The sequence below is a fragment of the Acetatifactor muris genome (assembly GCF_024623325.1).
GTDB classification, from domain to species: Bacteria; Bacillota; Clostridia; order Lachnospirales; family Lachnospiraceae; genus Acetatifactor; species Acetatifactor muris.
Map to the genome: position 1 here is coordinate 128,775 of NZ_JANJZD010000009.1, position 25,434 is coordinate 154,208.

Sequence of the window (25,434 nt, forward strand, 5' to 3'; positions counted from 1 at the left end):
CTGACTATGGTTCCTGGTTTTAAGAATCTTCCTGCCTCTCCACCGGCACCAGCACCCCATGCAGCACATACCGCGCCTCCTCAAAGCTGTAGGCACAGGTGGACAGCACCACATATCCCGCCCGGGCCGCCGTCTCCGGTTCTGCCCCCGGAGACCCCACAGTTGTTACCTGCCTCCCTGCCTCCCCGGCCGCTTCCACTTGAAAATCCGACTTCTCTGCACACGCTTTCAGATACGCCTCCAGTTCTCCGCAGCTGTCCGTAAATATCGTATAAGTCTCCGAATCCGCAGCTGTGGTATACCCTGCAAACAGCACAATCCGGTAATCCCCCTCCGGCGTCAGCAGCCACATTTCCGGATGTTCCTCATAGAATTCCTGGTCCGACCACTTCTCCAGACAGGCAAACATACTTCCGTTCTTCATGTGATGACCGTAAAGGATGGAGTTGGCATCCGCAAAGCCGCTTTCGTTTGCCGCATCCAGAAAAATGGCTCCGGAGGAGCTGGCTTTTCCGTCATAGCTGTGATCCAGATAAAAACTGTTGTCCTCCCCCTTCACCACAGGATAGTTAATGGGAGTTCCCTCACAGTACAGCCACCCCTCTATGTCTTCGTTCTCCTCCCTCAGAGCTGCAAAGTCCACAACAAGCGGGGCTCTTTCCTTCCCCGCTTCGCCTTCTCTGTATGGTTGTATCCCTCCGGAAAGTCCTCCCTCCTCCGGAGCGTTTCCGGTTCTCTCTGTCCCCTCTCCTTCTGCTTCCCCGCTTTCCTCCCGGAAGGAGACATAGCTGTCCTGTGCTTCCTGATAGAGCGCACGGTCCCTGTATCTCTCATAAAGGATGCTTCCCGCCGTGGCCGCAGAGAAGACAAAGAGAACAAATGCCGCCGCGGTCACCGCCCGTCTGATTCCTTTTCCCATACATGCCTCCCTGTGCTGTCTCCTTCTGAAAGTCTGCGGCTGCGGACAGTGGCCGACAGATCCCGCCGGCCGCCTCCGTTCTGTGCAGCTTCTCTTCCGGACAGCCCGTGCCAGTCACAGTCTGTCGTCTTCCGCTTTCTCTTTTTTCCTCCGCACCAGCATAAACCACAGGACAGCTCCCAGAGCCACAGCGCCTGCAGCTGCTATGCACAGGGATCCCCACACAGGAAATCTGAAAGAATGATCCTGCTTTTCATCCATTCCCGCCAGAGGCACCTCCCCTTCATCCAGGTCCACTACATCCTGCGGCACCTCCGGGTTCTCTCCACCGGGATTCTGATCCGGATCCTGAAGTTCCCCGCCTGCATTACTCGGGGGCTGTACGCCTTCCTGCTCTCCTCCCGGCGTCTGCGGGGTTCCTCCCTGGCCGCCCGGCGTTACCACCGTGGTCCCGGGGGCTCCGTTTCCTGCCCCCGCTGCGGGTATCTCATTTCCCGCTCCTGCACCGGTTCCTGTGCCTTCTGTACCTGTTCCCGGCGTGCCTGTGCCACCTCCGGTCTCCCCGCCTTCATTTCCCCCTGCAGGTGCTGCCGGCCGCCTTCGGTAGGTGAAGGTAAACACATTTTCCGCCTCGTTTTTGGAAAGCGTTTTCGTCAGGTTGTAGGCCTGGGGCTGATATCCTTCCACATATAAAAATGCTATCACGGGCTTATCGCCCACATTTCCATAGTAAGTCCTGCTGGGGGCAAGTGCATTCCCGTTTTCGTCCTGGTAGTTCACCACATAGGAAGTCAGATCTCCTTTAATTCCGTATGCCACCACATAGTCCCTGTCTCCCTCCACCTGGAAGGCCGAGGTGTCCACTGTGCTGTTGTCCCTGCCGCTGACACGGATGCCTTTTACATAGTAGCGGCTTCCCTCCTCCAGCTTCACCGCTCCCTCATACGCCGCATCAAAGCTTACAATGTCCCCGGCCTTCAGGCCGCTGACACGGATTACGTCTCCTTCTCCTGTAATCTCCCAGGAAGAGCCTGAGCTGCTGTTGTCCACTGTCACCTGCTCCGTCCCCTGAAAGCTTCCGTGGTTGCCCGGATAAAAGGTGGCCGTATAGGTGTATTCCTCCGCACGGCATTCCGTCTTCCCAAAGGCAAAAGCCGCACAGCACATTACCGCTCCCGCCAGAAGCTTCCAGATTCTGCTTCCGCTCATGCCGCTTCCTCCTTTCTGTCCTTCTTCATGCCGAGCAATGCCATCACCAGCAGCACTGCCCCGCTGGCAAAGGCCAATGCCGACCACAGAGCCAGGTTGCTGTAATCTCCCGTCTTCACCCCTCCTGTTGTGTAGGAATGGCTTCCTCCTCCGCTTATCTGGTCCCTGTTGTCTGCACTGTCCCCGCCTCCGTTTCCATCATTTCCGCCGTTACTTCCGTCGTCTGCCACGGTATTCAGGGTGTCCACCGCAAAGTTCATCCGCAGGTCCGCCAGGGTGTTCTGGTAGGCGTTTCCCTGGGTCTCTCCGTCCAGAGCCACCATCAGGGTCACTTTCCCCTTTTCCCCGGCAGAAAGGGTGTCCAGACGAAAATATTCGTCCAGGCTCTCCGCCGCTTCATGGAGTCCCAGGCCGGCGGCGCTCTTTCCTTCCCCTCCTATGGATTCGCTTTCAAACAGAGTGGTCACCGTTCCGTTTCCCTCCGTATAGGTCAGACGGTAGACATAGGCGCCTCCCCTGGCTTCCGATGAACTATCCTCCAGACTGGCAAGCACCCGGTTTGTCATGTACCATTCCGAGCTCCCGCCGCTTTTATTCTCCAGGTCCAGGCTGATGGTCACGCTGTCCCCGGGCTGCAGGGCGTACACTGCCTCCGACAGATCTGCAGAGGTAAAGTTGCTCACCATCTCTTTGCCGGTGAACTCCACCTTCCAGTCTCCTCCCTGATAGTCTTCCGCCTCCGCTGTCAGGCGGCTTCCCCCAAGCAGAAGCACACCCAGGGCAGCACATATCAATTTCCTCTTCATATTTTTCCTCCTGATTCCAGTACCGTAACCTCCCCTCCTGGCACCCCTCTTACAAAAGATTTCCAGGCAAATACATCCTGTAAATCTTTTGTGTGCCACTTCGGTACGGTTACTGTTTAGAGTTCCGCTCATTTCCCTCCGGACCCCTCTCAGCCAGAAAATTCCCGGCCAAGTACAGCCCGTTAATTTTCTGCGGGTCCGTTCGCGAAATTCGCTGTTTAGAGTTCCGCTCATTTCCCTCCGGACCCCTCTCAGCCAGAAAATTCCCGGCCAAGTGCTGCCCGTTAATTTTCTGCGGGTCCGTTCGCGAAATTCGCTGTCTCCAGTACCGTAACCTCCCCTCCTGGCACCCCTCTTACAAAAGATTTCCAGGCAAATACATCCTGTAAATCTTTTGTGTGCCACTTCGGTACGGTTACTGTTTAGAGTTCCGCTCTTTTCTCTCCGGACCCCTCTCAGCCAGAAAATTCCCGGCCAAGTACAGTCCGTTAATTTTCTGCGGGTCCGTTCACGAAATTCGCTGTTTAGAGTTCCGCTGATTCCCGGTTACTGATTAGAGTCTCGCCGTCTCCGGTTTTCCAGAAAAGAGGCCAGCGCCTGCAGCACCACAGCCAGGCCCACCCCGCAGCCTGCCAGGCTTTTCCCCGCCGGACTGGTGAATACGGCTGCTGTCTTTCCCGCCTCCGGAATGGAGTGTTCCACTTTTCCCAGGTAATGGCCATAGGGCACCGGATTCATGTCCGGGCCTTCGTTGGCATCGCCTTTCGTGACAATCTCTCCCATCACCACACGGTTTTCCACCACCCTGTGGGTGATGATGGAGCCTGACTGCGCACCGCCGTAAAAGGCAATCACATCTCCCGCCACCGCTTCCTCCGGTTTCCCCTCTCTGATATACACAAGGCTTCCCGTGGGGATAGCCGGCTCCATGCTTCCGCTGACCACTGTGTAAATCTGGTACCCAAACAATCTGGGCAGGGTCAGGGGCAGGCATGCCGCCAGTAAGAGCAGCAGCACAAGAATGCTCACGGCACGCAGGATAGCTGCCGCAGGACTCTTCTTCCGCCCGCTCATCTTATATTCAGCGTCCCGTCCGCCTCCACCGTCACATCCACGCCCCAGGCACTCTTAATGGCTTCTTCGGCATTGTGGGTCTGGACCGCATCCACTTCCGCTTCCACACTCATATAGTATCCGTCATGAAGGTACACCGTCCGGATGGTCTTCCCCTCCGCAGTCTCCTCCACAATCTCTTCCCTCACTTCTCTGTAAATGTCATTGGAAATCCGCACTGCTTCGCACAGGGCAGGCGTATCCGCCTGGGAGGCCAGTGGCTTCGTATAGTACAGCACCGTCCGCTCCGGGGTGGAGGCTTTCTCATCCACCACCCAGCCTGACCCTTCCGTCAGCTGAAACTCAATCAGTTCCGGGGACAGGCTGGTCACTTTCCCGCCTGCACTGTCCTGCCAGCTTCTGTATAACAGCACTCTCACATAGCTGTCTATGGCTCCGCTGTTGGTAATGCTTAAAGCTTCCGGATAGGTTTTCCCCGGTATCAGCCTCTCTCCTGCCGGGATCAGGTCCGTCAACAGCTCCCCGCTTCCGGAGTCGCTCCAGTCATCCTTCAGATAATTCCGGTAGCTCACCGGCTTTCCGTTCTCCGCAAGGGTCACACCAATGCTGGACACTGTCACTTCCATGGCATAGTTTTCACTGTAATAGGTCAGAGCCGCTCTGGCGCTTCCCACTGTGCTTGCAAGCAGCAGAAGCGCTGATACACACAGGAGCAGCACAGGGATTTTGAGATTTCTTTTCTTTTTCATTCTGTCCCCTCCTTTGTGCCGTCGTCTGCGCCGCTTCCGGTATCTCCACTGGTTCCTTCTACGGCTTCCCCGTCGGGAACGGCCGCACTGTCTGCGCCTTCCACTTTCATAGTCCAGTCCGCGTAAGGATTTCCCGCTTCGTCATAGCACACCGGTGTGTATTCCTGCACTACAATCACATTGAATTCTTCCTGGCTTCCGTTTTCCGTGTCCTGACTTAACAGCGTCCGGTCCAGCGCGGCCAAAAGCTCCTCCGTCCGCTCTCCGCAGGCCAGTATCCTGTCATAGTACCAGTATCCATCCTCCCGAAGCTCCCAGCTGCCCTCTCTCCCGGACGTATAATTCAGATACTTCTGATATTTTTCACCGGCCAGCACCCTCACACGCACAAAGCACTCACTGGCTCCGGTATTCTCAATGGAAATGTGTTTCGTCCAGTCCTTCACCTCATCTCCTGTCTCCGTCTCCGTAAAGTTCAGGCCAACCTGCACTCTTCCGGAGGCAGATGTACAGGCGGTAAAGTAGGCCAGGGCCTCTCCCACATGGATTCCCCCCGCCAGTACCAGCGCCAGGGCGGCCGGAAGAAGGACTGCCGTTATCTTTTTCTTTTTCATCTGTCTCCACCTCCTGTCCGCTTTACCTGGTTGTCACCCCATTGCTGTTCTCCAGCTTCTCCCACTTCAAATCTTCCTTTCCGGTTTCATCCTTCTCATAGATAAAATGGTTTACCACGCTGGCTCCGCCTCCGTTCAGCTTCCCGTCGTATTCGTTTTCAAAAACGACCTTTGCGCCGGCGCTGTCCGCCTGGATCACTGTGGTCTTCACGGTTGCTCCGTCCACAGGGGAATAGCTCCCGCCGCTGTACACTTCCGTCACCGTCACTTCCGCTCCCGCCGGAATGTGCTCTATTTTCACACTCTCCCTTCCCGGTCCGTCAAAAGTCAGGGACACCACATCGCTGTACACCAGAGCACTGTCCTTGACCCCCCTGATTTCAAACACGAAAGAGGCTCCTTTCAGAGTCTCGTTGTAGGAGGCAAGCTTTTTCTCGATCTCAAGGTCCCCATAGCGGTCTTCCCGCTCCGGCTTCAGGCCCACATAGACCGGACCCGAGGCATCGTCCCCGTAAATCCATACATCGCTGCTGTCTGCGTCCTCCGGATTGTAGTAATTATTGGGTAGGGAAATCAGGTATGGTATGAAGCTGTAACGATAGAAATCCGTATCCACAGGTTTCACCCATACCAGGTACAGACCGGTCTCCAGATCCTCCGCTGCCCCCTGAACCTTTCCGTCCTCTCCCAGGCGGATTTCCGCACTTTTGTCCGGCAGAAGGCGTCCTCCCTCCGGCGGCAGAAAGCTTCCGTCCTCCTGCTCTGTTCCCAGGGCTGTCTCCGCTGCTGCCTGTGCCCACTCCAGCCATTCTCCCGCCGTGGTGTCCGCGTCCGCTGTCTCCACCCCTTTCAGGGCTTCCCTGGTCTTCCAGGGGGCAAGCAGGGTGTATTTCCCGCCCGCGTTTACTTCGGCTATCCGGTACAGCTCTGCCTGTATGGCGTTTTCTCCGGAAGCGCTTCCTTCTCCCGGCTCTTCGAGTACATTGCCCTCTTCCTGTCCCGGTGCGGTATCGCCTTCCTGTTCGCCGGCTTCGGTGCCGCCCTGTGCGTCTGAGCCCTTCAGCCAGGCTGCCAGTTCTCCATAGTATTGTTCATAGCCGGGGGCTGCCGTCTCCAGACCCGCCAGCTCTCCCGCCTTCTCCAGAGCCTCCACATCCAGGGTAAAGGTGATTTTGCAGTCCTTTCTCTCTGTGTCGATGGCCCCTGCGCCGTATGCTCTTCCCGGTCCTGCCGTCAAAGCGCCAATCAGCACGGCCAGCCCCAGAATCAGGACACCTGTGCTTTTCGCTCTCTTTTTCTTTCCCGCCATTTTTCTCCCTCCTGATTATAGTTCCGCATATGCCCGCTCCGGTCCCTGTATTAAATGCACCGCCGCTGCAGGCTTTTTTTCATTCGCCAGGGCCATGCAGGCACATGCTGATTTCAGTTCCGTCACTCTCCGCCTTTCTCTTTCCTGCGGCGGGGCCGGAACAGGAATTTCATGATCAGTATCATCAGGATTGTCACCGTCAGGCCCAGAATCAGGTAGATCATGTAGTAATTCTGCACCGCCTCCAGCATGGTCTCCACCGGTGTGCTGATGATTTCCTCTTCGCCTTCATAGGCCACCCTGCTCCCACGCACTAACAGACGGTGGCTGTTCACCCCATAGGGGGTGCAGGTAAAGAGGGTGATGTAGTCCTTTCCCTCCTCGATCTGAAGGGCTTCCTCCAGTGCCGCCATGTCGTCCTTGTCGATCATGGGCAGGATCTGGTCCACTTCATAGGCAAGGGTCTCATCCAGGATGTGGATGTAGATCCGGTCGCCCTTGTAAAGCTGGTCTATATCGGTAAACAGCCTTGCGCTGGGCAGGCCTCTGTGAGCCGCCAGCACACTGTGGGTGCTTTCTCCTCCGATGGGAAGCTTCGTCCCGTTTAAATGTCCCACCCCGGTCTGCAGGATTGCTTCCCCTGTGCCGTGGTAGATGGAGAGCTTCAGGTTAATCTTCGGAATGGACAGATACCCCATCACACCGTCTCCGGAGATATTCAGCACCTTCCAGTACTCCGTCTCTTCCAGGTCTCCCTCTCCCTCTCCGAACACATCCCCGTAAAGGTTGTTCCGGGTCAATTGTGCGTCAAAGGCCCGGGCCGCCTCCCATTCCCTGGAGTAATCCTCCGGCTCCAGCACCGACACCGCCTCTTCATAGGTGGTGATCAGCTGGTTCTGGCGGTAGGTGTTCCACTGATCTGACAGAGTGGGATAACACAGGATCCCCAAACCGGTCAGGAACAGCAGGCCGAAAAACAGGCCGGACAGTTTCCTTTTCATGTGGCATCTCCTATTTCCTTCTTTTTCAGCCTCTTATCATAAAGGTATAAGAGGAGAATGAACAGGCCCGTCACCGTCAGGCCAATCATCACCCACAGCAGATAGCTGGTGTGCATGCTGGGGCCCACCAGCCCCGAAAATCCCGCCATGGGCGCCGTCTCTTCCTGGATTGCTTCATAGGGTACTCTGTGCCCCCGGACTAACAGCCTGTGGCTGTTCACCCCATAGGGGGTACAGGTGAGCAGGGTGGCAAGGTCCTTCCCCGCCTCTGCCGCCAGAGCCTGCGTCTCCGTGGGCTCTACCACAGTAATCTGATCCACTTCATAGCAGAGAGTATCATCCAGCACAGACAGCAGGAAATGGTCTCCCTCCTCCAGCTTATCCAGGTCCGTGAACAGCGCTGCGCTGGGCAGGCCCCTGTGGGCCGAAATCACTGTGTGGGTTCCCTCCCCGCCCACCGGAAGAGAGCTGCCCGGCAGGTGGCCTGCCGCCTTCTGGAGCACGTCTTCGTTGGTGGTATGGTAGATGGGAATCTTCACCCCGATGTCCGGTATCTGTACGTATCCCATCATGCCGTCCTCCGTCAGGTTCAGGCAGGACAGGTACTGTGCGTCCCCCTCCTGGGGCACCTCCGCCGTGGAGAAGGAGTCCGGCAGAATGTAGGGAATCAGGTCGTTGTTGTAATTCTGTGCCTTGATCCACTCCGCCTTATAGTCCACCCGGCCGGTCTCCTCCATCTCGGTGACCGCCTCTTCATAGGTGGTAATCAGCTTTGACTGTCTGTAATTGTTCCACTGGTTGGATACAAAGGGATACAGCAGCAGGGACAGACCGGCTGCGAACATGGTACAGACTATGATGGTGGTGATATGCTTTTTCATCCGCTCTCTCCCTGTGGTTGTATTTTGGAATAGCTTCTTCATTTCCTTCTGCTTCTCCGGGGAACTTCTTCCTGTCTCCCGGCTTCTTTTTAGTCCCAGGGCGGGCAAGAGCCGTCCCGGGTCAGTGATGCTTTTTTCTCTGGTACTTCCGGTCAGGTTCACCGAAGGGATTCCGGTGAACCTGTGCCTTTCTCTTTTGTACTCATGTCCTGCATGGACTGCAGAAACTGCACGATATGGTTTCCTGCTTATTTCGCAGATTTTCTGCGGCTTGCGAAGTACAGGCCTGCCGCCAGAATCATGATGGCACATCCGCCGATGGTGAAGATGGTGGTTCCGATACCGCCGGTGGAAGGCAGGGAGGAAAGCTTGGTGTTCTTGATCTCCGTCCGCTGTACTGTTTTGTCAATTGACTGGATTTCATCACTATCAGCTACATAGGTAGCCTTATACGTATTAGTAGCCGTTCCATCAATTGTAATTGTATAAGAAGCCAGAGTACCATTGTCGTTGTATACTGCGCTGATCTCAACATCATGCTCTGTCTGATCCAGCTGGAATCCTGTAGGAGCCTTGGTTTCAACTAACTTATAGCTTCCCGCATCAAGTCCTGTGAACTGTAATCTACCGTTTGCATCTGTTTTACCCTTAGCCAACACATCTCCATTCGTGTCTCTCAATTCAAACTCTGCGCCTTCAGTTACTTTTACAACAGTGTCACCAGGTTCTATTGTAGTATTAGATTCAAGTACAATAAGGTTTCCATTCTCGTCTACCTTCACAATTTCCTCAGTTTTTTCGGAACCTTCTACATTTTCACCATTCGTGAATGCACCGATTGCAAAGGTATAGGTATAAGTCTTGTCATTTACAGTGTTCGTTGATGAGCTGTCATCAGGATTATTACTATACTCTAACGTTGCCGTATTAGTATTGGGAACAAAGTTCACTGCTGCTTTATCAGTCAGTTCTGCCGTATAGGTCACTTTTACATTTTTGATAGTGTCACGATTGGAAAGCACATAGCTTGAAGCAAATGCTATCTCAAACTTTCCCTCTGTAGCTGTATCTACTGTATAAGTATCTTGACCTGGATCTACCTTTGTGTCATTTACTTCAACTACAATAGAAGTTACGTCTAACTCCAGTCCTTCACTTAATACGTCCGTAATCTTAACAATCACATTTTCATATTCGGAACTGTAAGAAGGAATTACTGTATCAATCTGGAATGATACCTTATCGCCAACAGCCACATCATTACCTGCCTCAACAACCTCACCATCATCATTTTTACCGTCAGAATTCACAATTTTCTTATCAATGGCAGGCTTTGTAGACTTTGCATATACTTCGGTACCATTTAATGTCCATCTGCCGTTTGAGTCCAAGTCTCCGCCTTCAACAGTATTTCCTGTACCGTCTTCATTTTCGTAATAAACACCAACAAGCATGGGATTATAGACATCTTTCTCTGTTCCAGTCACAAGAACCAGCCAGTAACCTGCACCAAGAGAAGCACTATAATCAACTTTACCATTCTCTGCAGGGTTCTCACTTACATGTGGTTGTGATGCCACAAATCCGTTAGGATCCTGGCCATCAGCAGCAGTATTATTTGTCACTGATGCAAGACCGTCCAAACTACCCTTTGCAATTGTTAATATTTCCTCCGATGTAGGCGCTGTCGGATTCGCAATGGTAACACCTGATACTGCCACATATTTTTCAAATCCGGCATCGCTGTACTGTGCTTCCACAATGCGGTATGCGGTTACTGTAGCACCAGCTTCCACATTTTTCACAACTACTTCTGCCTTATCCTCAGCCGTTGGCTTATCAGCTGCAAGTTCCTCCGCCAGGGAAGTCACCGACATCCCCAGGACCATCGCCATTGCCATCACAAAGGCCAGAATCTTTTTCATCTTCTTCATTTTTTCTTTCCTTTCTTTTTGCCTTGCTCTCGCTTTCTGTTTACAGTTTCCTTTCGTGTATCCGTTCTATGTATCTTTCGTACTCCGGAATGCCCGGTGTGTCCAGATGTTCCGGATGTCCTTACATCCGTGTTCCGGAATGCTTCCGCGTCCGGCCCGGTTATCAGCCCCGGCTGTACGGATCCGGCCATTCCGGTACACCTGCATCCGGCCTCCCCCGGCAGGAACGGCTGCCGAAACATCTCGTTGCTTTCGCTTTTTCTTTAATCTTTCAGCACCTCCCCCTCATGTTTATATCTATATAAGATCAGGGCCGCCGCCATCATCAGCAGCATTCCGCCGATCGAATACCAGTAGATTCCCATTCCGCCGGAATTGGGGAGTTCGTAAAGGTAGATGTTCGGTATGGTCAGAATAAGTTCGTCATTGAGCTCTTTGCCTGTGGTGGAATCTGTTCCCCTGTCTGTGATAATCTGAACCGCACTCACCGTGCTGCTTCCGGTCTCTATGGGGTCAGCCGCTTCTTCCGCCTGATAGAGGATACCGTCCACCTGTACTTCCAGTCCCGTCCGGGTCTGGGTAATTGTAATCTCTATGGGGTCCGTCAGAATCCGATAGCCGCTGGGCGCTTTTTCTTCGTAAAGCCAGTAAGTACCCGGCTTCAGATTCTCGATTCTGACAATTCCATTTTCATCTGTAGTATAGCGGAAAGTATCGTCTGCGCCTTCCGGAAGTACTTTGTCTTCCTTGCCCTTATTCAGGTAGAGCATGAATTCCGCGCCCTGGCGGGGTTCTTTCTGTTCGTCTACTTTCCGAAGCTGCAAATCCACTTTTTTCGGTTTATACAGGTTGGTGAAGGTAAAGGCCAGACCCTCCCGGGGCATCACGGCTGTCTGGATGTACTCGTAACTGCCGTCCGCCTTTCGGGTGATTGTCTGAACTGTTCCGCCGATAAATTCCGTCGCGGTCTGTTCTTCACTGGAATCGGGGTTAAATCCTGCTGTAACGGCAGGCTTCGGCGTGTATTCTGTGGTTAATCCCACTTCTTCCACACGATACTGTCCCTCAACGGAAAGGGTGGCAAATCTGGCCGTCTGGCCGGCTTTGACTGTAAATTCGCCTGCGCCCCAGCCTTTCTCCGCATCCGGTCCGGTGGCATGGTTTTCCGTGATGTCACCTGTCACTATGTTGTACACAGCGCCTGTCACCGGGACATAGACTTCCCGGCGTCCTTCGCCGGAGTCGTAATACCAGTTTTTATCCGCTTCCGTATCGGAATCCCGCAGGAGAGGCGGGGTTAATTTCCATCCCAGCTCTTCCCGGATCTCTTCTCCGGCAAGCAGGATTCCGACTTTTTCGCTGAGCTCTTCGCCGGTATATCCCTTTATGGCATCAATGCTGCCCAGCTCATCTTCCAGATCCTGGTTCGCCTTCACCAGCCTGGTCAGCTCGTTCTTCACATCTGCCGTTGTCTTCAGTCTCTTATATAGAAGGAAATGAAACGCATCCTCTGTTCCGGAGCCTTCCTGTCCGTCATTTTCCACCTGTTTGGTAACAGCCAGGGTTCCTTCCATGTCCAGCCTGCTATTGACAAAATTCTGTGTCGTCAGCTGTCCTGCGGCGCTTACGGTTCCGCTCTGCGGCGGCTGTTCCGCATAGGAGGGGTCAACTTTCATCTCGCCGTCCACTTCAATCAGTCTGCCGATTTCCTTCACGGTATAGGAGGTCCCGGGTTCAATGCCGCAGAAGATGGCTTCCTCGCCTGCCGCCAGACGGAAATACCCGTTCTCATCGGTGGTCCATTCTTCTGTTCCCCTTATCGGCCGAAGGGAGGACTGCATCAGAATTCCGCCATCGCCGAAAGAATCCTCCTGATTCGGCAGCAGTTCCTTCGTGGACATATTGTAGCGATAGTAAACCACCCCTGCCATGGGATTATTCCGGGCATCCACCAGCTGGAAAGTGAACTCCACATTTTCCGGCTCCGTGTTGTCATCCATGGTTTTCCGCACTCGGAAAGAGGTATTGGCGTTGTGAAAAGTCACCGGTGACGCAGGAATCCTGTCTCCCTCTTTCACCACTTCTCCCACAGGCCACCATCCGGCAGGCCAGCCTTTCATTATAACGGGCCTTAAAACCGGCAAGTCTCCGCCGCTCAGGTTACCGCCTGTTCCGCTGTCCAGGATTCCGCCTCCCCCGCCGATCAGGCCTCTGTCTACGCTTAGCGACAGCATCTCCATACTGCCATCGTCCCCGTCTCCCGGCAGCATTTCTGTCCCGCCGTCGTCAGGAAGTATCGTGTCCAGGACAGGATCCATTATCTCTGACACTCTGTAGCCTGCATCTCCGGGAACATCTGCGAAGACAGCAGTCTCACCGGGATATAATGCAAAATCTCCATCCTCGTCTGTGTAACGTACTGTTTCCACCAGTTCATCTATTGGATTGAGCACCGTGTATTCCCTGTTGGCACCATCCTCGATTTCCAGATGAAACCAGAACAGCGTGTTTCTTACAGCCTGGGGCATCTCATACTCTGCCGGGAAGGAGATATTCTTCGTCACTTTCAGTTCTGTGGCATTCAAATCCTTCGGCGTATACTGGTTCACAAATTTTACGCTCTCCATGTCCGGCACTACATTCCCGCTGCTGCCGCCCACAGGAGACACAGGCGCATAGCCGTCCTTTTCCATGCCCCGCAGCTGATACCTGTATTCCGGGTGCAGGAACGTTTCGTTCCCGCTGCTGTCCTTCTGATACAGGACATAACCGCTGCTGTCCGGCTGGAAATTACCTTCTGCATCCTTTTGGGGACAGAGATACGTATTCCGCTCGATCACTTCGTACGGAACGTTATTCCCCACATACTCGAAGACGGCGGTCTGGCCGTTCTCCAGTGTAAATACACCGTTCTCGTCCGTCTCAAAATCTACTGTATTGTTCCCGGACTTCCTGATAATCTCTCCATTCCGGTCAGACAGGGTATACTTCTCTCCCGCCGCAATCTCTCCGTTCAGCTTCAGCACGAACTGGAACCTGACATACTCCGGAACTTCATAACCTGCCGCCGTGGACTGAACCGTTTTGGTGACGCGCAGGTCCGGAGACAGGTTGGGCTCGTTGGTAAAGGTGACATGGGGAGCCGTACCATCATTTTCTGCTGCGGACAGGGTGGTCATGCTTCCTGCCAGGCAGCAGATAATGGTCAGGAAGGATGTGATGACTCTAAACACTTTATTCATGATTTTATTTCAGAGGCCTCCGGGTATGGGAGGCCTTGTTCCTCCTTTCCATCACTAATAACTTCTCGGAATCTTCAGCCCTTATTTCATGGTGCTTTCAGAACCTATTTTTCAAAAATCACCCACTTTTTTCTCAAAAACACTTGACAAACCAGTCAAAAAATGCGGCGCTTCGCGCCCTTGATTATGAAGTATATTTTTTGATTGGAGGCGATTCTTGATGTTACCTTGTAACCCTGGCGGACATTCCGCCTACCAGGATACTTTCGTATCCGACTTCCTTAAGGCCTACCCCAATCCCTTTGTGCTTCCCAAAAGCACCTGGGACTATATCGTGCAGTTCTGGTACCTCGACCTTTCCCAGACGGATTCCATCATGCGGGACTGCTACTCTGTCTTTGGCTCGCCGCCACGGCTCCCTTCCTGCATGCTGCGTTCCTACCTGCTTGCTTTGAAACTAAAAGTGTCTTCTGTCACTGTCTGGTGCCGCATGCTCAAGGAAACTCCACTTTATGCTATCCTCAGCGGTTTCTCTTTCGGTGATACCCCTGGTGTCGGTACTTTTTATGATTTCTTTTCCCGCATCTGGCAGCATGACTCCAACAACCTTTCCCCGAAAGACCGGTTCCCCAAAATGAAGAAAACTCCCAAGGGGAAAAAGAAAGGCCATAAGACTCCCTGCGATTCTTTCTCCACTGCTTCAAAACTTCTTCCCCTGCTGGAACGCTGGCATTTAAAGCCTGAGAATCCCTTTTTCCTCATTTTCCGGCTTTATCAGCAGCAGTTCCTGGACCATTCCATCCACAGGGGTTTGGTTAATCCCCGGCACCTGGCTCTTGCCGGTGACGGCACCCCTGTCCGTACTGCCGCACAGCAGCGCAAAAAGCGCATTTGCCATTGTAAGGACAAAGGCTGTTCTTCCTGTAACTGTAAACGCCATTATTCCCAGCCCGACTGTAACTGGGGATGGGACTCTCACAGGGAATGTTATTTCTTTGGCTACCACCTCTACATATATGTGGCTTCCGATTCCTTCAGCGACCTCCCTGTGTTTCCGCTTTTAGAGCGGGCTTCCCGGCATGACATGCTTTCCTTCCTGCATTCCTTTTTCACCATGAAAGCGTATCTTCCGCAATTCCAGATTGAAAAGCTCCTTCTGGATTCTGCACACGACGCTTACCCTGTTTATGATTACTGCAGACGGGAACATATCACACCGTTTATCGACCTCAATCCCGGACATACCGGGCATTTTACCTATAAGGACGATTTTACAATCGATGATGATGGTGTCCCTGTCTGTAAGTTGGGCTTACGTATGCATAAAGATGGATATGAAGCTGCCAAACACCGGGCAAAATACCGGTGCCCGAAATCAAACCGGAAACGTGGCTGCTTCTGTGAACACCCTTGTTCACCGGCAAAATACGGCAGGACCGTACACATTTTTACCGATGATAATCCAAGGTTATTCAACATACCGCCAAGGGACTCTAAAGCATGGGAAACGGAATATGACAGAAGAACTTCTGTGGAGCGCTCCAACAAGCGGGAGAAAGAGGACTATAAATTAGAAGACGGCAGGCACCGCTCTACGAAGATGTGGTACTGCCGCCTCTACGGCATCATGATGCTCCAACACCTTGATGCCTGGGAAATGCCCTCTGTCAAGGCATTTCAAAAATCATTCTTAGGTTTAGCCGCCTAATAATGATATCTTAAGCGATTCCATGAGATTTTTCAAGGCATAGTACCCGCTATGTCCAATGTTTATGTCCATTTTTCTCAAATTTCTTTTCCTGCACCATATTCAGTTGTCAATTTTCAGTTAGAATCACATTCATTGAGATTCCGAGAAGTTATCACTATGGATTTATCAATGGCTTCTCATTCACTTTCCACGGTCACTGTACAGTTATTGCTGCTCACATCAATGTCTCCCACTTTGAGTTCGGCAGTGTTTGGGATCTCACCGGCATCGTTTGCTTTTACCCATACGTTCAAATCCTTACTCCCCTCGCCTGGTATCGTCACATTTTCCCAGGTCGCAATACGAGTCTCCGAATCATATACACCACCATCACTTTGACTGAATTTTACAAACTCCAGCTTCTCATCCAGGCGATCCGTGACAGTAACAGATACAGGTGAAGTACCATCGTTTGACACTGTAATAGTGTATTTAAACTCTTCTCCCACCTTCGGGTTGTCATTGTCGGCCTGCTTAGTAATCCTCACGTTGACTTTTTCCCAGACTGCATAAAGGGTTTTCTGCGGCTCCGCACTGGTAAGCATTGCATGGTCATTTGGTTCATACGTTACTGTTGTAGCATGCCGGTCTTCACTCCATCCCAGAAGGATATAGCCTTCCCGTTTCGTTTTATTCGAAAAGCTACTAAGATGAGTACTTGAACTATCTATATCTGAGTATCGTTCAAACGCCACATACTCATCTTTTCCATCAACTTTCCCGCCATTTCCATTTAATATCAGCTTATAGTGATATCCCTTTTCCCACATTGCGTAAAGCGTCATCTGGGAGGACTTCATGTCTCTTGTCTCAATCTTATCCCCCGGCTTATAATTAACTGTGACAGCGTTTGCTCTATCCGCCCAGCCCAGGAATCTGTAGCCGGCTCTGACCGGTATCACACTGGACACGGTGAAGGCGGAGCCTTCCGCCGTACTGTCCGTTTCTATGGTCATAGTTGCGGGCAGATTCGTCACATTTCCACCATTGCCATCATAAATCAGCGTATACCGCATGGCTGCAGGCAGATTGATCAGCATCAGGTTATCATCCAGTTTGGTCAGCTTTCCGCCGGACTGTTCCGTCTCCGGTGCAAGGTTCTTCAGCTCATAGTTCTGTGTGGCATATACATCCTCGGACACAGTCCACATGGTGCCGTCCGGCACATCCAGGATTACGTACTGTCCGGCCTTCAGGCGAATCTCTCCTCCGGGTCCGGTGGTTCCGTTTCTGTTACCGGTTACCTCGCTGCCATCCACATTATGGATGGTATAGGAGATGCCTCCTCTGGGTTCAGATCTCCATTTGGTTCCATGATTCTCCTTTGTAATCTCACTGACAGGACCGTTAACTGCTACCACCTGCTCCAGTATCATGGTGAACTCCTGGTAGGATTTGGTCTCCATGTATTTCTCGATTTCTATGGAAGACTTCCTGTTGGAGTTGAAGAAGGTTCTCACCTGGTTCTGAGGATTTGACGGTTCAGGTTCCCAGCTATAAGAATCGCTTCCTTTCGTTCCATAGCCAACCAACATGCCCCATTCCTTTCCGGATTCCTCCGGCACTTCCACAAGGCGCAGTAACGGTGTTCCGGTTGCATGCCCCAATATCCCCAGGAGCGTTTCAGTTATCTCGTTATACAGGTTGATATGCACGGTATTCTCTGTAAACCATACTTCCGGATAATGCCCCTCCGTTTTGGTCAGCAGGATTTTACCGTCCGCTTCGGTGGCTTTCACTTCATTGGAAATCGGTGTGCCCTCATCATCGAAAACTGCATAGCGGATTCCCTCTGCCGGAATCCAGGTCCCGTTGTCGTATTTCTCCAGCCGCCATACCAACTTCTCCCCTGTGGGTACTTCACTGGAGGCAGATGTCATCTGCTTTCCTATCTTTGAGCCGTCGAATGTCAATGTGGATATTTCATTGACGATAGTGGCATTGGGTGTGCCTGCTGCTGTTCCTGTAATGGAACCGTTATCTGCCGGATATTTCTGGTTGATCTGCAGATAATATGTTCCATTATTCGGAACATCAAATTTAACAATTCTCTTTTGACTTGATTCCACCTCACTCAGGGTGTATGTGACATCTTTCGAAATCTGATTCTCTTCGTCTCCAAAATCAATCATCAGAGTGATCCATGGCGGCAGCTTTATACCCTTTCCTATTTCCCAAAAGAAGGCACTTTCTTTCCCGTTTTGTTGATTCACGGCAGTCACATATACACCACCCCGCCCTTGCTGTGGCCAAATATAAGTACCCTGATCACCTGTCACCTCTAAAACAAATTCTGATGCACATTCATCTGAATAATCAGATATTACCATACCATCAAGTTCCCAGGCATTAAGCGTACTTTTCCACTGACGAAGTACTCTTTCTGCAATTATATCTCCCTCCGCAGCCACATACTCCTTGCTGATGCGAAGTGCATTTGTACTGCCGTTTACAAAGGAAGCCTTTCCGCCTTCTCCGGACAAAGTACCGGTTGCCGGCTGTCCATTGGCAGGATACAGCTGATCATATCCGGTATATGAAGTCTCTCTCACTTCAAAATTCTGTCCCAGCATACCGGCATCTTTAAAGGTCACTGTCTGGCCGTCTCTGAGCCTGAATTCTCCGCTTCCGTCTGTCACTCCGGTTCCGCCGTCCACCACATTCCCCTGTTCCGTCACAGTATAGGAGATTCCTGCCGGTAAAAGCTGATTGTCGACCTTTATAGTAAACAGAAATTCCGGATTCGGGTCTGTTTCATTTTTTTCTCCGCTGACAGTCTTCGTCACAGACAGAGGCCGTTTCAGATAATCGTTGGTGATGGTCACTTCCTTTTTCACGCTGTAGGGAGGCATCTTGAACTCTTCCGTGTCCTTCACCGGCCGGTACAGTATGTTGCCATTCTCATCAGTCGCTATGGCCATCTCCTTCACCATGTAGTATTTACCCGCTTCCAGCCCGCTGATTATAACGGTCTGCCCTCCAAAAGCACAGGTAAATTTACCTTCGCTGTCCAGAGTTCCGGCGGCGCTGTTTCCTGTGCCGTCATCTTCTGTGCTCAGAAGCTTCCATTCCTTTCCTGCGGTTGCCGTTATCGGTTTTCCACTCTCATCCACCGCGGGATTGCCCTCCGCATCCCGTTTTATGACTTCGATGGGATTACCATTCTCATCCAGCTTCAGCCTGCCATTCTCATCCAGCTCCAGTTCCGTGATCTGGAAGGTAAATGCCTGCGTGCATTCCGCCGGATCCTGATGGGTGATTTTCTTGGTCAGATACAGGTCTTTCCATCTGTAATAGTTGGTGATGGTTTCACTGCTTCCCTCCGCCGGAATCGTGCCGGTTACTTCCGGAACGGTGCAGTACCAGTTCTGATTCTGATTCAGACCGTAACCGTTCTCATCCAGATTCTCCTCTGTCAGCATATATTCCATTCCCGCTGTACCGGGGAACAGAGCTATGATCTGCCCTTCTCTGATGGTGAACGTGCCGTCCGCAGCTGTTTTCTTTATATCGCCTCTGCCGTTTTCTTCTGTCCAGACTTCGCCGTCCCTATTGACTCTGGTGGGAACGCCTCCGTCCAGGAGCACGCTGTCCACATACCAGAATTCCGCGTTTGCAAGAGGTTCATATACTCCGTTCTTCTTCACCTGCAATTTGAAGGTAAAAGTTCTGTCAGATTCGGAAAGTGCCGCGCCGTTCGGAACAGCCGACAGCTCCTTCTGCACATACAGTACCGGGCGATAGGTATTGGTCCAGGTACGCACATGGATATCGCCGTTGTCATCGCGCACTCTCCGGGTATTCCCGTTGGCATCTGTCTCTTCCCTGTAAGTCACCTCTCTGACAGGTTCGCCGGGAGCCGGGCTGGATTCCCAGAATACGCTGGGTTTCTCTTCCACCACAATGCGGTCTGTATCCGCTGCTTTGAAGACTGCTTTTTCGTCTGCTTTCAGGTAAAGGTAACCATTCTCATCCGTTGCATGGAGCTGGCCCTCCTGCTTTACCCATCCTGCATTTTTGTCTGCCTTATAGAGGTCATAGGCCTGGAAAGCCAGGTACTGGGGCTCTCCTCCTTCGGTATATTTCTCATAGAGCCGGAAGGCAAATCTCTCATTCTGAAGAGCTGTGGGAACTACACCTGCAGTGCGCTTGACAATCTCCAGCCTCTCCGGACGGTTTACACCTACCCGGACGGAATTGCTGCTTACGGTGGCTCTTGTATCTGCATTGCCTTCTATATAAGAAGAGAAAAATACATTATTATAAGCATAGGCGTCTTTCGTTGCCTCTTCTTCTGCGGGCGCCTGCATCTGAATCCGGAAGGAGATGGAATGGCCCTGTTCCAGCGTAAAATCAGGGTCCACTTTCACTGCCACAGCCTGAACATAATCTGTCCACTCTGCCTCTGACGCTTCCGGATGCTCCGATTTCATTTTTTCCCGGAACGCATCCTCTGTGTACCAGCCATTATTCTGCGTGAGAATCTCTTCCGGCGCCTGATTTTCTGTTATTGCAGCATTTCTGTTATCGCTGTAATAAACTGTTCCTGTGGTTCCCTGCTTCTCCAGTCCGCTTAAATCCACTGACAGGAAAGAACCATGCCAGGTCTTCTCACTGAAGGGCGCAAACGGATCTTTCTCTTCGCTTCCCGAGTTCTTCCGATCCACCGCCGCATTCTCCAGGCGGTCAAACGCCGCGATACCCTGGATGTCATTTTCAGCGCTCACCGTGATCTCATAGGTATATGTACCCTTATTCTCTTCTGTGCCGTCATAAGACACTGTGGCGCTCTCCCGGAAGGTTCCGAATCTGTCTTCATCCGCACGGACCAGTTTCGTGATACTGGACTCCGAGGAAACAGCCACATTATCATTGAGCTTCTCTTCCGCATAGAGAACATTGCGATAGGAATCATACGTACTGATTCCGTCGATATTTCCTTTATTTTCAAGTTTCCCATTGCCCACCAGCAGATCTTTGTACACGGCAGCTTTCGTCAGGTCTGTCATTTCACCGTCGTCGGCATACACGCTGTCCCTCAGACCATACAGTGTGGGATTGGTCTCGTTGATACTGTCTTTCACACTGAAATCCGGCATAAAGGCACAGAGGTTGGCGTTGGCATCCACCTTGTTGATGGAGTCCATGTTCTTCCAGTCATAGTAGGCACGGAAGGATACGCCCCATCCCTCTATCCACTTTCCTGCAGTATAGGAAGTAGAATCCGCTCCGCTGTAAGAAATGTGGAAGGCCACCATGGTCCTGCCGGTTCCCTTGTAATCAGGTATAATGTCTCTGTCAGGATCCACGGTTACGGAGACCTGGGTACTGTCCCAGCTTCTGGTCCTGGTCATATAGTCGCCCTTTATATCCAGCTCCTTAATGCGGCCTGCGGTCACAGGCGTGGAAGCGTCGAACTGCATTCCATAAGGAAGAAGGTCATAAAACACCACATGCTTCCTGCCCGGGGACATCATATCCTGGTCATGCTTCGTCAGATAATCCAGGCAGCTTCTGTCATAAATCTCATAGCCGTCATAAGCTGTCAGATAGTAATCCACCAGCACACGGTTGTTGTTCGCATCATTCTTACTTGTATATTTCTTATTGGCCTGAGCCGTCATGTTGAGCCAGCTCACATCCCGGAAAGCATTGTCGCGGACCAGGAGATGGTTGTAGAGCGCCTGTGTTTTTTCCTGCAATTCCGGTCTGTTCTCATAATTGAGATTGCCCGAAGAAGCATCCGCCGTATCACACACTGTGCTTTGCTGTCCATCTGCCTGCTGCAGTCCCAGGACGCCGGAGAGATTCTCAAACCGAAGTACAGGGCTGATTTCGTCTTCCGCCTGTTCCTCACGGGCATTTACAATCTCTGTCAGCACCGGCGAATCCGCCTTGATTCTCACGGCCGCCTTGATTTCACAGACTGTTCTGTAATCAATGGACGCATGTTCCACCATCACCCGGTAGGGTTCCCGAGCTATCTGTTCTGCGGTGAACGTGTAAACGGCATTTCCTTTCTCATCCATAGAGACTCTGCCTGCAGGTTCCCAGGTTTCTCCCGTATTCTCCGTTCCCTCCGCAGATTTGGCAAACATGGCATAGACATTTACCGTTCCGAACCCAGGGTCTAATTTACCTGCATTTACCAGAGACTGCCGCTCCGAATCTATCATTTTATCTTCATAGATATCATAGCCGTAATCCTTCTGGCTGATTGTGACACTGGAAAAGTAATAGTCATCCGCTCCCAGCAGCGTCTCCTTCCCATCATAGTGTACATAAATAAAATCATCCACCGTCCTGAGTGTATAGAATGTATTCTCTTTATACTCTCCCAGCCGGGCGCCTTCCACATAATGTGTGGTTTTGTATCCGTTCATGCGGCCTGTGACGGTAAAGGGAATGTCACCGTAATCCTCACCATTGCCTTTTGCCCTTCTGTAGGCTTCCAGCCATCCGGTGTATTCTCTGGTGTCATTTACAGCGCTCCAGCTGTTCTTCTTCGTGACACCGATCACGTCTCCGCTGTAGCTCCAGTCGTAATTTTTATAGCTCCAGGCAGAGGGAGTCGCCGCCAGGACCACATCCTCGTCTATCCCGTCTACAGGATGCAGTGTCACGGTGATGTCATTCTTTACTGTAGTATTGGCCTCCACTTCGTCAGCCGGGTAAGCCGTCACCACCCAGAACCGGTGGCCCCAGCTTTTCTGCTCTCCACTGGCTGCACTGCTCTCCATCCTGCGGGAATTTACAGGATAATCATAAACCGTTGTCTGGTCCGAGTTGTCCTTATAACCCACCACTTTCGCCGCTGCACTGCTGCCATCCACACCCGGGGTATCCATGACGGAAAGCTTCCAGGGCTGTGTGGCGTTTCCTCTTATCTTCACATCCCAGACCACATAACGGTATGCGGGATTCAGCTTCTCCTTTCCGTCTTCCCGCAGGATAAATTCGCTGCCGATCTTATCTGCATAATTCCGCAGCTGATTCAGCGTATACAGACCCGGCGTATACTTCCTCCCCGCCTCGTAATAAGGAGTCTTGACCACGCTGGTCAGCGCCACAGAGGAATTCACACGGCCGGAGAGAGTGCTCCCCTCCATATAGCTTTTCCCTCCGTCCACAGATATCTCCGGCGTCTTGCTCCAGCTGGTCTCATCTGCAATCTGCATCAGCTTCAGATTGCTGTAGAGCACCTGCCAGGCGGCGTTGGTGCCGGAGGCAATCTCTTTATAATTGCAGAAAATCAGCCAGGGTGTCTCCGGACTGTAATCAGGGCTTTTCTGACTTTCGTCTGCATTTGCATAGTAATAGTTAAAGGAAGTGCTTCTGCTGGGGTTTGCCGCGGGATTCCCCTCATCATCCCAGCCTGTTACAGGAACGCCGATATCATTTGGCATGGCAATTGACCATCCGTACCGATATTCCAAAAGGGCTCCGTGGATTCTGACTTTCACCTCCCCCACGCCGAAATCTCTGCTGGCGTGGAACTCCATCTGATATTTCAGGCTGAAGTCATCTGTCTTCGTCACGTTATATCTGTCGGCCTCGTTTACATAGTAGGCATCAAAGCTCCATGAGCCGTCATTTGCCACGCTGTTCTGATTGCCGCCCAATATCCTGTTGGCTCTGAATTTGGTAGCTCCCACTGTCTCCGTGGCCAGGCCGCTCAGCTCGTCAAAGGACATCAGATCGCTGAAATCCTCCTCCGGAACTGCCGGTGTCTGGGTGGGCTGTGGTGTCTGGGTCGGCACCGGACTTCCGGTGGCTTCCGGCACCGGTGTCTGCTCCGTCACAGGACTATCGGTGGCTTCCGGGCTCTGGGTGGTCTCCGGAACCCGGGTACTTTCCGGGTTCTGTGTGGGCTGCGGGTTCGGGGTAGCCTCCGGACTCTGACTGGTCTCCGGATTCAGGGTAGCCTCCGGGTTCTGTGTGGGCTCCGGGGTCTGGGTACCTTCCGGACTCTGACTGGTCTCCGGATCCGGTGTGCCATCAGGTGCCTGTGTGGGTTCAGAAAGAGTTGCATCGGAGTCCGGTCCCTCTTCTGTCGTCCCCGTTGTCAGCTCAGTATTCGGCTGTTCCGGATTCGCATCTTCATTTATATTGCCGCTTTCCGGACCGGCGGCCATACCGGCAGGGTCCTCCCCGGGCATCCGGCTCTCCGCAGCTATATCATCTGCTCCCGCCACCACATAGGATGAACCCATGGAAAAGGTCATGCACAGAACAATCGCTATGCTGATAACTCTTTCGATGCTCTTTCTCTTTTTCCTGTTTATATGGAGTTTCATGTGTCATATCCTCCTCTATTCTCCAAGAATCTCATCAAACAGCTGAATTAATTCGATGACACTTCTGAATACGATTTCCTGATTTTCATTCTGCCAGATCAATCTGCCCTGCCAGGAGTAATGTTCCCGGAACAGGACCTGAATCCGAAAAACGGAATGCTTCCCGTCCGCTTCCTGTTCCCTGGATACCAATGGCAGAGAGCAGTTCGGACAATCTTCCAGGTCTACCAGGCTGTTCAGGAGAAGAACCATCTGAGACAGGCTCTGAATCTTTTCTCTTCCATCCAGCCGCGGATGCTGCAGATATCCGTCCATGATACCGTTGCTGTAGGACAGCACTGTCACCACTGCTTCCCGGCTTCCACATGGAATCATCTTCCCGCTTAGCTCCATGCCTTCGTCACCTCTCTCTCAGCTTTGAACCCACTTTATATGAAGTCCATTGTTTTTCCATTGTTTTTTACAGATTCTCGACAGAAACTTTTCTCTCTGCTTCCAAAGGCGACATCCGAAACGAAATACAGGCTTTGGAATGTGAGTATGCCCTGCGGAACGCTTTCTCCAGCCGCTCTGTCACAATCTGTGCATTTTCCTCGGTAGTCCCCGTCAGCATCAGAATATACGAAGTCGCATCCAGCCTGGCCACCGGGTCTCCGGCTCTGAGACCGTCCAGCAGGATTCGCTCCAGCCGCTTTGCATCTGTGGCAGGAATCACCTTGTTGCTCAGTCTGACTACCACCAGTGTGGAAGCGCCTCCGTCTCTGTCAATGTGGCGTCTCTCCAGTGCCACAATCTTCTGAAATATCCGAAAATTGCAGAAAAAGGCACGGCCGTCGCTCTCTTCCTCCGTCACCATTTTCAGTATATCTTCATTTCCCTGAATGCCTCTGCTCACACCCATGGCCAGCGCGTAAATCTGTTCCACATGTTCTGACGGCGCAATCTGGAATTCCTCCCAGAGCTGGTCCCTGAACTGTTCATACTGCTCCGCCGCCCGTGCGGACTGGTCCAGAGAAATCAGTGCCTGCATTCGATGCGCCACGAAATCCTCCGCGGCAAAATCTATATTCTGTGCCTGTTCGCAGACCGCCACCATTTCCATCCAGCGCTCCTGTTTCTGAAGAAGAGGCAACACCTCCCTGCAGGCATCCAGATACAGAGTCTGATAATACCGTCTCATGGGAATCGCCCAGTCGCTGTCATTCCCGGCCAGGAAATCTCCCTTATATAAAGGAAGAACCTGGGAGAGTGTCTCCGCTCCTGCTTCTCCCTGCTGTCTCCTGGCTTTTATACAGGCCTGCTCAAACTGCTCTGAATCCAGTTCCAGCCGAAGCGCCGGGTCCCAGGCATAACATCCCTGTAATGTCACAATCATATTCTCCTGTCCGGGAAACATCTCTCTCAGATACTTCCGGACCTTGAAGAGCATACTTCTCAGCGCGTTGATGGGATCACTGCTGCGCTGAGACCAGAACCTGTCGATAAGCTCCTCAGCTGATATATTCCTTGTATGATTCACAATCAGATATTGCAGAAAGGACAAAGCCTTTCTGCCGGAGGCCGTATTCTGTTTCCATTTGCCATTTTCTCCGTTTCCCCAGGAAAAGGAACCCAGCAATCCAAACCTGATAATCCTGTTCTCATTCATT

The 25,434-nt window shown here is 52.1% G+C and carries 15 protein-coding genes; 1 reads left to right on the plus strand and 14 read right to left on the minus strand.

Annotated features, from left to right (window positions below):
- Window positions 1-19: 19 nt before the first annotated feature.
- The 11 genes from NSB25_RS10485 to NSB25_RS10535 all read right to left on the minus strand — a co-directional run bounded on the left by NSB25_RS10485 (window position 20) and on the right by NSB25_RS10535 (window position 13,738).
- On the minus strand, window positions 20-919 hold the full coding sequence (locus NSB25_RS10485; protein ID WP_103239396.1) for a class B sortase: 900 nt from the start codon (window positions 917-919) through the stop codon (window positions 20-22).
- A gap of 114 nt (window positions 920-1,033) precedes the next feature.
- On the minus strand, window positions 1,034-2,128 hold the full coding sequence (locus NSB25_RS10490) for a MucBP domain-containing protein (protein WP_103239395.1): 1,095 nt from the start codon (window positions 2,126-2,128) through the stop codon (window positions 1,034-1,036).
- Window positions 2,125-2,934, minus strand: a complete 810-nt coding sequence (locus NSB25_RS10495) for a hypothetical protein (RefSeq protein WP_103239394.1) — start codon at window positions 2,932-2,934, stop codon at window positions 2,125-2,127. Before NSB25_RS10495 ends, NSB25_RS10490 begins: the two co-directional genes overlap by 4 nt.
- Window positions 2,935-3,480: 546 nt before the next feature.
- The gene (locus NSB25_RS10500; RefSeq protein ID WP_103239393.1) at window positions 3,481-4,008 is read right to left on the minus strand and encodes a signal peptidase I; all 528 of its coding nucleotides are present in this window, start codon (window positions 4,006-4,008) and stop codon (window positions 3,481-3,483) included.
- Window positions 4,005-4,757 (minus strand): hypothetical protein, encoded by a 753-nt coding sequence (locus tag NSB25_RS10505; protein WP_103239392.1) that lies wholly within the window; start codon window positions 4,755-4,757, stop codon window positions 4,005-4,007. Before NSB25_RS10505 ends, NSB25_RS10500 begins: the two co-directional genes overlap by 4 nt.
- Window positions 4,754-5,371 carry a hypothetical protein gene (locus NSB25_RS10510; protein ID WP_103239391.1) on the minus strand — a complete coding sequence of 206 codons (618 nt, stop codon included), beginning with the start codon at window positions 5,369-5,371 and terminating at the stop codon, window positions 4,754-4,756. Before NSB25_RS10510 ends, NSB25_RS10505 begins: the two co-directional genes overlap by 4 nt.
- A gap of 22 nt (window positions 5,372-5,393) precedes the next feature.
- Entirely contained in the window at window positions 5,394-6,680 is a 1,287-nt protein-coding gene (locus tag NSB25_RS10515) for a DUF5979 domain-containing protein (protein ID WP_103239390.1), read from the minus strand.
- 122 nt (window positions 6,681-6,802) lie between these two features.
- Window positions 6,803-7,681 (minus strand): class C sortase, encoded by an 879-nt coding sequence (locus tag NSB25_RS10520; RefSeq protein WP_103239389.1) that lies wholly within the window; start codon window positions 7,679-7,681, stop codon window positions 6,803-6,805.
- Complete coding sequence (locus NSB25_RS10525) at window positions 7,678-8,562, minus strand: class C sortase (protein ID WP_103239511.1); 885 nt, start codon at window positions 8,560-8,562, stop codon at window positions 7,678-7,680. Before NSB25_RS10525 ends, NSB25_RS10520 begins: the two co-directional genes overlap by 4 nt.
- 248 nt (window positions 8,563-8,810) lie before the next feature.
- Entirely contained in the window at window positions 8,811-10,496 is a 1,686-nt protein-coding gene (locus NSB25_RS10530; protein ID WP_103239388.1) for a SpaA isopeptide-forming pilin-related protein, read from the minus strand.
- 263 nt (window positions 10,497-10,759) lie between these two features.
- Window positions 10,760-13,738, minus strand: a complete 2,979-nt coding sequence (locus NSB25_RS10535) for a DUF7601 domain-containing protein (RefSeq protein ID WP_103239386.1) — start codon at window positions 13,736-13,738, stop codon at window positions 10,760-10,762.
- Window positions 13,739-13,958: 220 nt separating this feature from the next.
- On the opposite strand from NSB25_RS10535, the gene NSB25_RS10540 reads away from it, so the two are divergent.
- On the plus strand, window positions 13,959-15,446 hold the full coding sequence (locus tag NSB25_RS10540; RefSeq protein ID WP_257479251.1) for a hypothetical protein: 1,488 nt from the start codon (window positions 13,959-13,961) through the stop codon (window positions 15,444-15,446).
- 179 nt (window positions 15,447-15,625) lie between these two features.
- Here NSB25_RS10540 and NSB25_RS10545 read toward each other — a convergent pair whose 3' ends face one another.
- The 3 genes from NSB25_RS10545 to NSB25_RS10555 form a co-directional block, all read right to left on the minus strand.
- Window positions 15,626-23,785: a DUF7601 domain-containing protein gene (locus NSB25_RS10545; RefSeq protein WP_103239383.1), complete on the minus strand. Its 8,160-nt coding sequence runs from the start codon at window positions 23,783-23,785 to the stop codon at window positions 15,626-15,628.
- A gap of 15 nt (window positions 23,786-23,800) precedes the next feature.
- On the minus strand, window positions 23,801-24,178 hold the full coding sequence (locus NSB25_RS10550; protein WP_103239382.1) for a hypothetical protein: 378 nt from the start codon (window positions 24,176-24,178) through the stop codon (window positions 23,801-23,803).
- 67 nt (window positions 24,179-24,245) lie between these two features.
- The gene (locus tag NSB25_RS10555) at window positions 24,246-25,433 is read right to left on the minus strand and encodes a BTAD domain-containing putative transcriptional regulator (protein ID WP_103239381.1); all 1,188 of its coding nucleotides are present in this window, start codon (window positions 25,431-25,433) and stop codon (window positions 24,246-24,248) included.
- Window position 25,434 lies beyond the last annotated feature (1 nt).

Coding starts and splice junctions, on each gene's coding strand:
- NSB25_RS10515 (WP_103239390.1), bottom strand. CDS start 6,680: ATGGCGGGAAAGAAAAAGAGAGCGAAAAGCACAGGTGTCCTGATTCTG.
- NSB25_RS10555 (WP_103239381.1), bottom strand. CDS start 25,433: ATGAATGAGAACAGGATTATCAGGTTTGGATTGCTGGGTTCCTTTTCC.
- NSB25_RS10505 (WP_103239392.1), bottom strand. CDS start 4,757: ATGAAAAAGAAAAGAAATCTCAAAATCCCTGTGCTGCTCCTGTGTGTA.
- NSB25_RS10545 (WP_103239383.1), bottom strand. CDS start 23,785: ATGAAACTCCATATAAACAGGAAAAAGAGAAAGAGCATCGAAAGAGTT.
- NSB25_RS10520 (WP_103239389.1), bottom strand. CDS start 7,681: ATGAAAAGGAAACTGTCCGGCCTGTTTTTCGGCCTGCTGTTCCTGACC.
- NSB25_RS10525 (WP_103239511.1), bottom strand. CDS start 8,562: ATGAAAAAGCATATCACCACCATCATAGTCTGTACCATGTTCGCAGCC.
- NSB25_RS10540 (WP_257479251.1), top strand. CDS start 13,959: ATGTTACCTTGTAACCCTGGCGGACATTCCGCCTACCAGGATACTTTC.
- NSB25_RS10490 (WP_103239395.1), bottom strand. CDS start 2,128: ATGAGCGGAAGCAGAATCTGGAAGCTTCTGGCGGGAGCGGTAATGTGC.
- NSB25_RS10495 (WP_103239394.1), bottom strand. CDS start 2,934: ATGAAGAGGAAATTGATATGTGCTGCCCTGGGTGTGCTTCTGCTTGGG.
- NSB25_RS10500 (WP_103239393.1), bottom strand. CDS start 4,008: ATGAGCGGGCGGAAGAAGAGTCCTGCGGCAGCTATCCTGCGTGCCGTG.
- NSB25_RS10485 (WP_103239396.1), bottom strand. CDS start 919: ATGGGAAAAGGAATCAGACGGGCGGTGACCGCGGCGGCATTTGTTCTC.
- NSB25_RS10510 (WP_103239391.1), bottom strand. CDS start 5,371: ATGAAAAAGAAAAAGATAACGGCAGTCCTTCTTCCGGCCGCCCTGGCG.
- NSB25_RS10535 (WP_103239386.1), bottom strand. CDS start 13,738: ATGAATAAAGTGTTTAGAGTCATCACATCCTTCCTGACCATTATCTGC.
- NSB25_RS10550 (WP_103239382.1), bottom strand. CDS start 24,178: ATGGAGCTAAGCGGGAAGATGATTCCATGTGGAAGCCGGGAAGCAGTG.
- NSB25_RS10530 (WP_103239388.1), bottom strand. CDS start 10,496: ATGAAGAAGATGAAAAAGATTCTGGCCTTTGTGATGGCAATGGCGATG.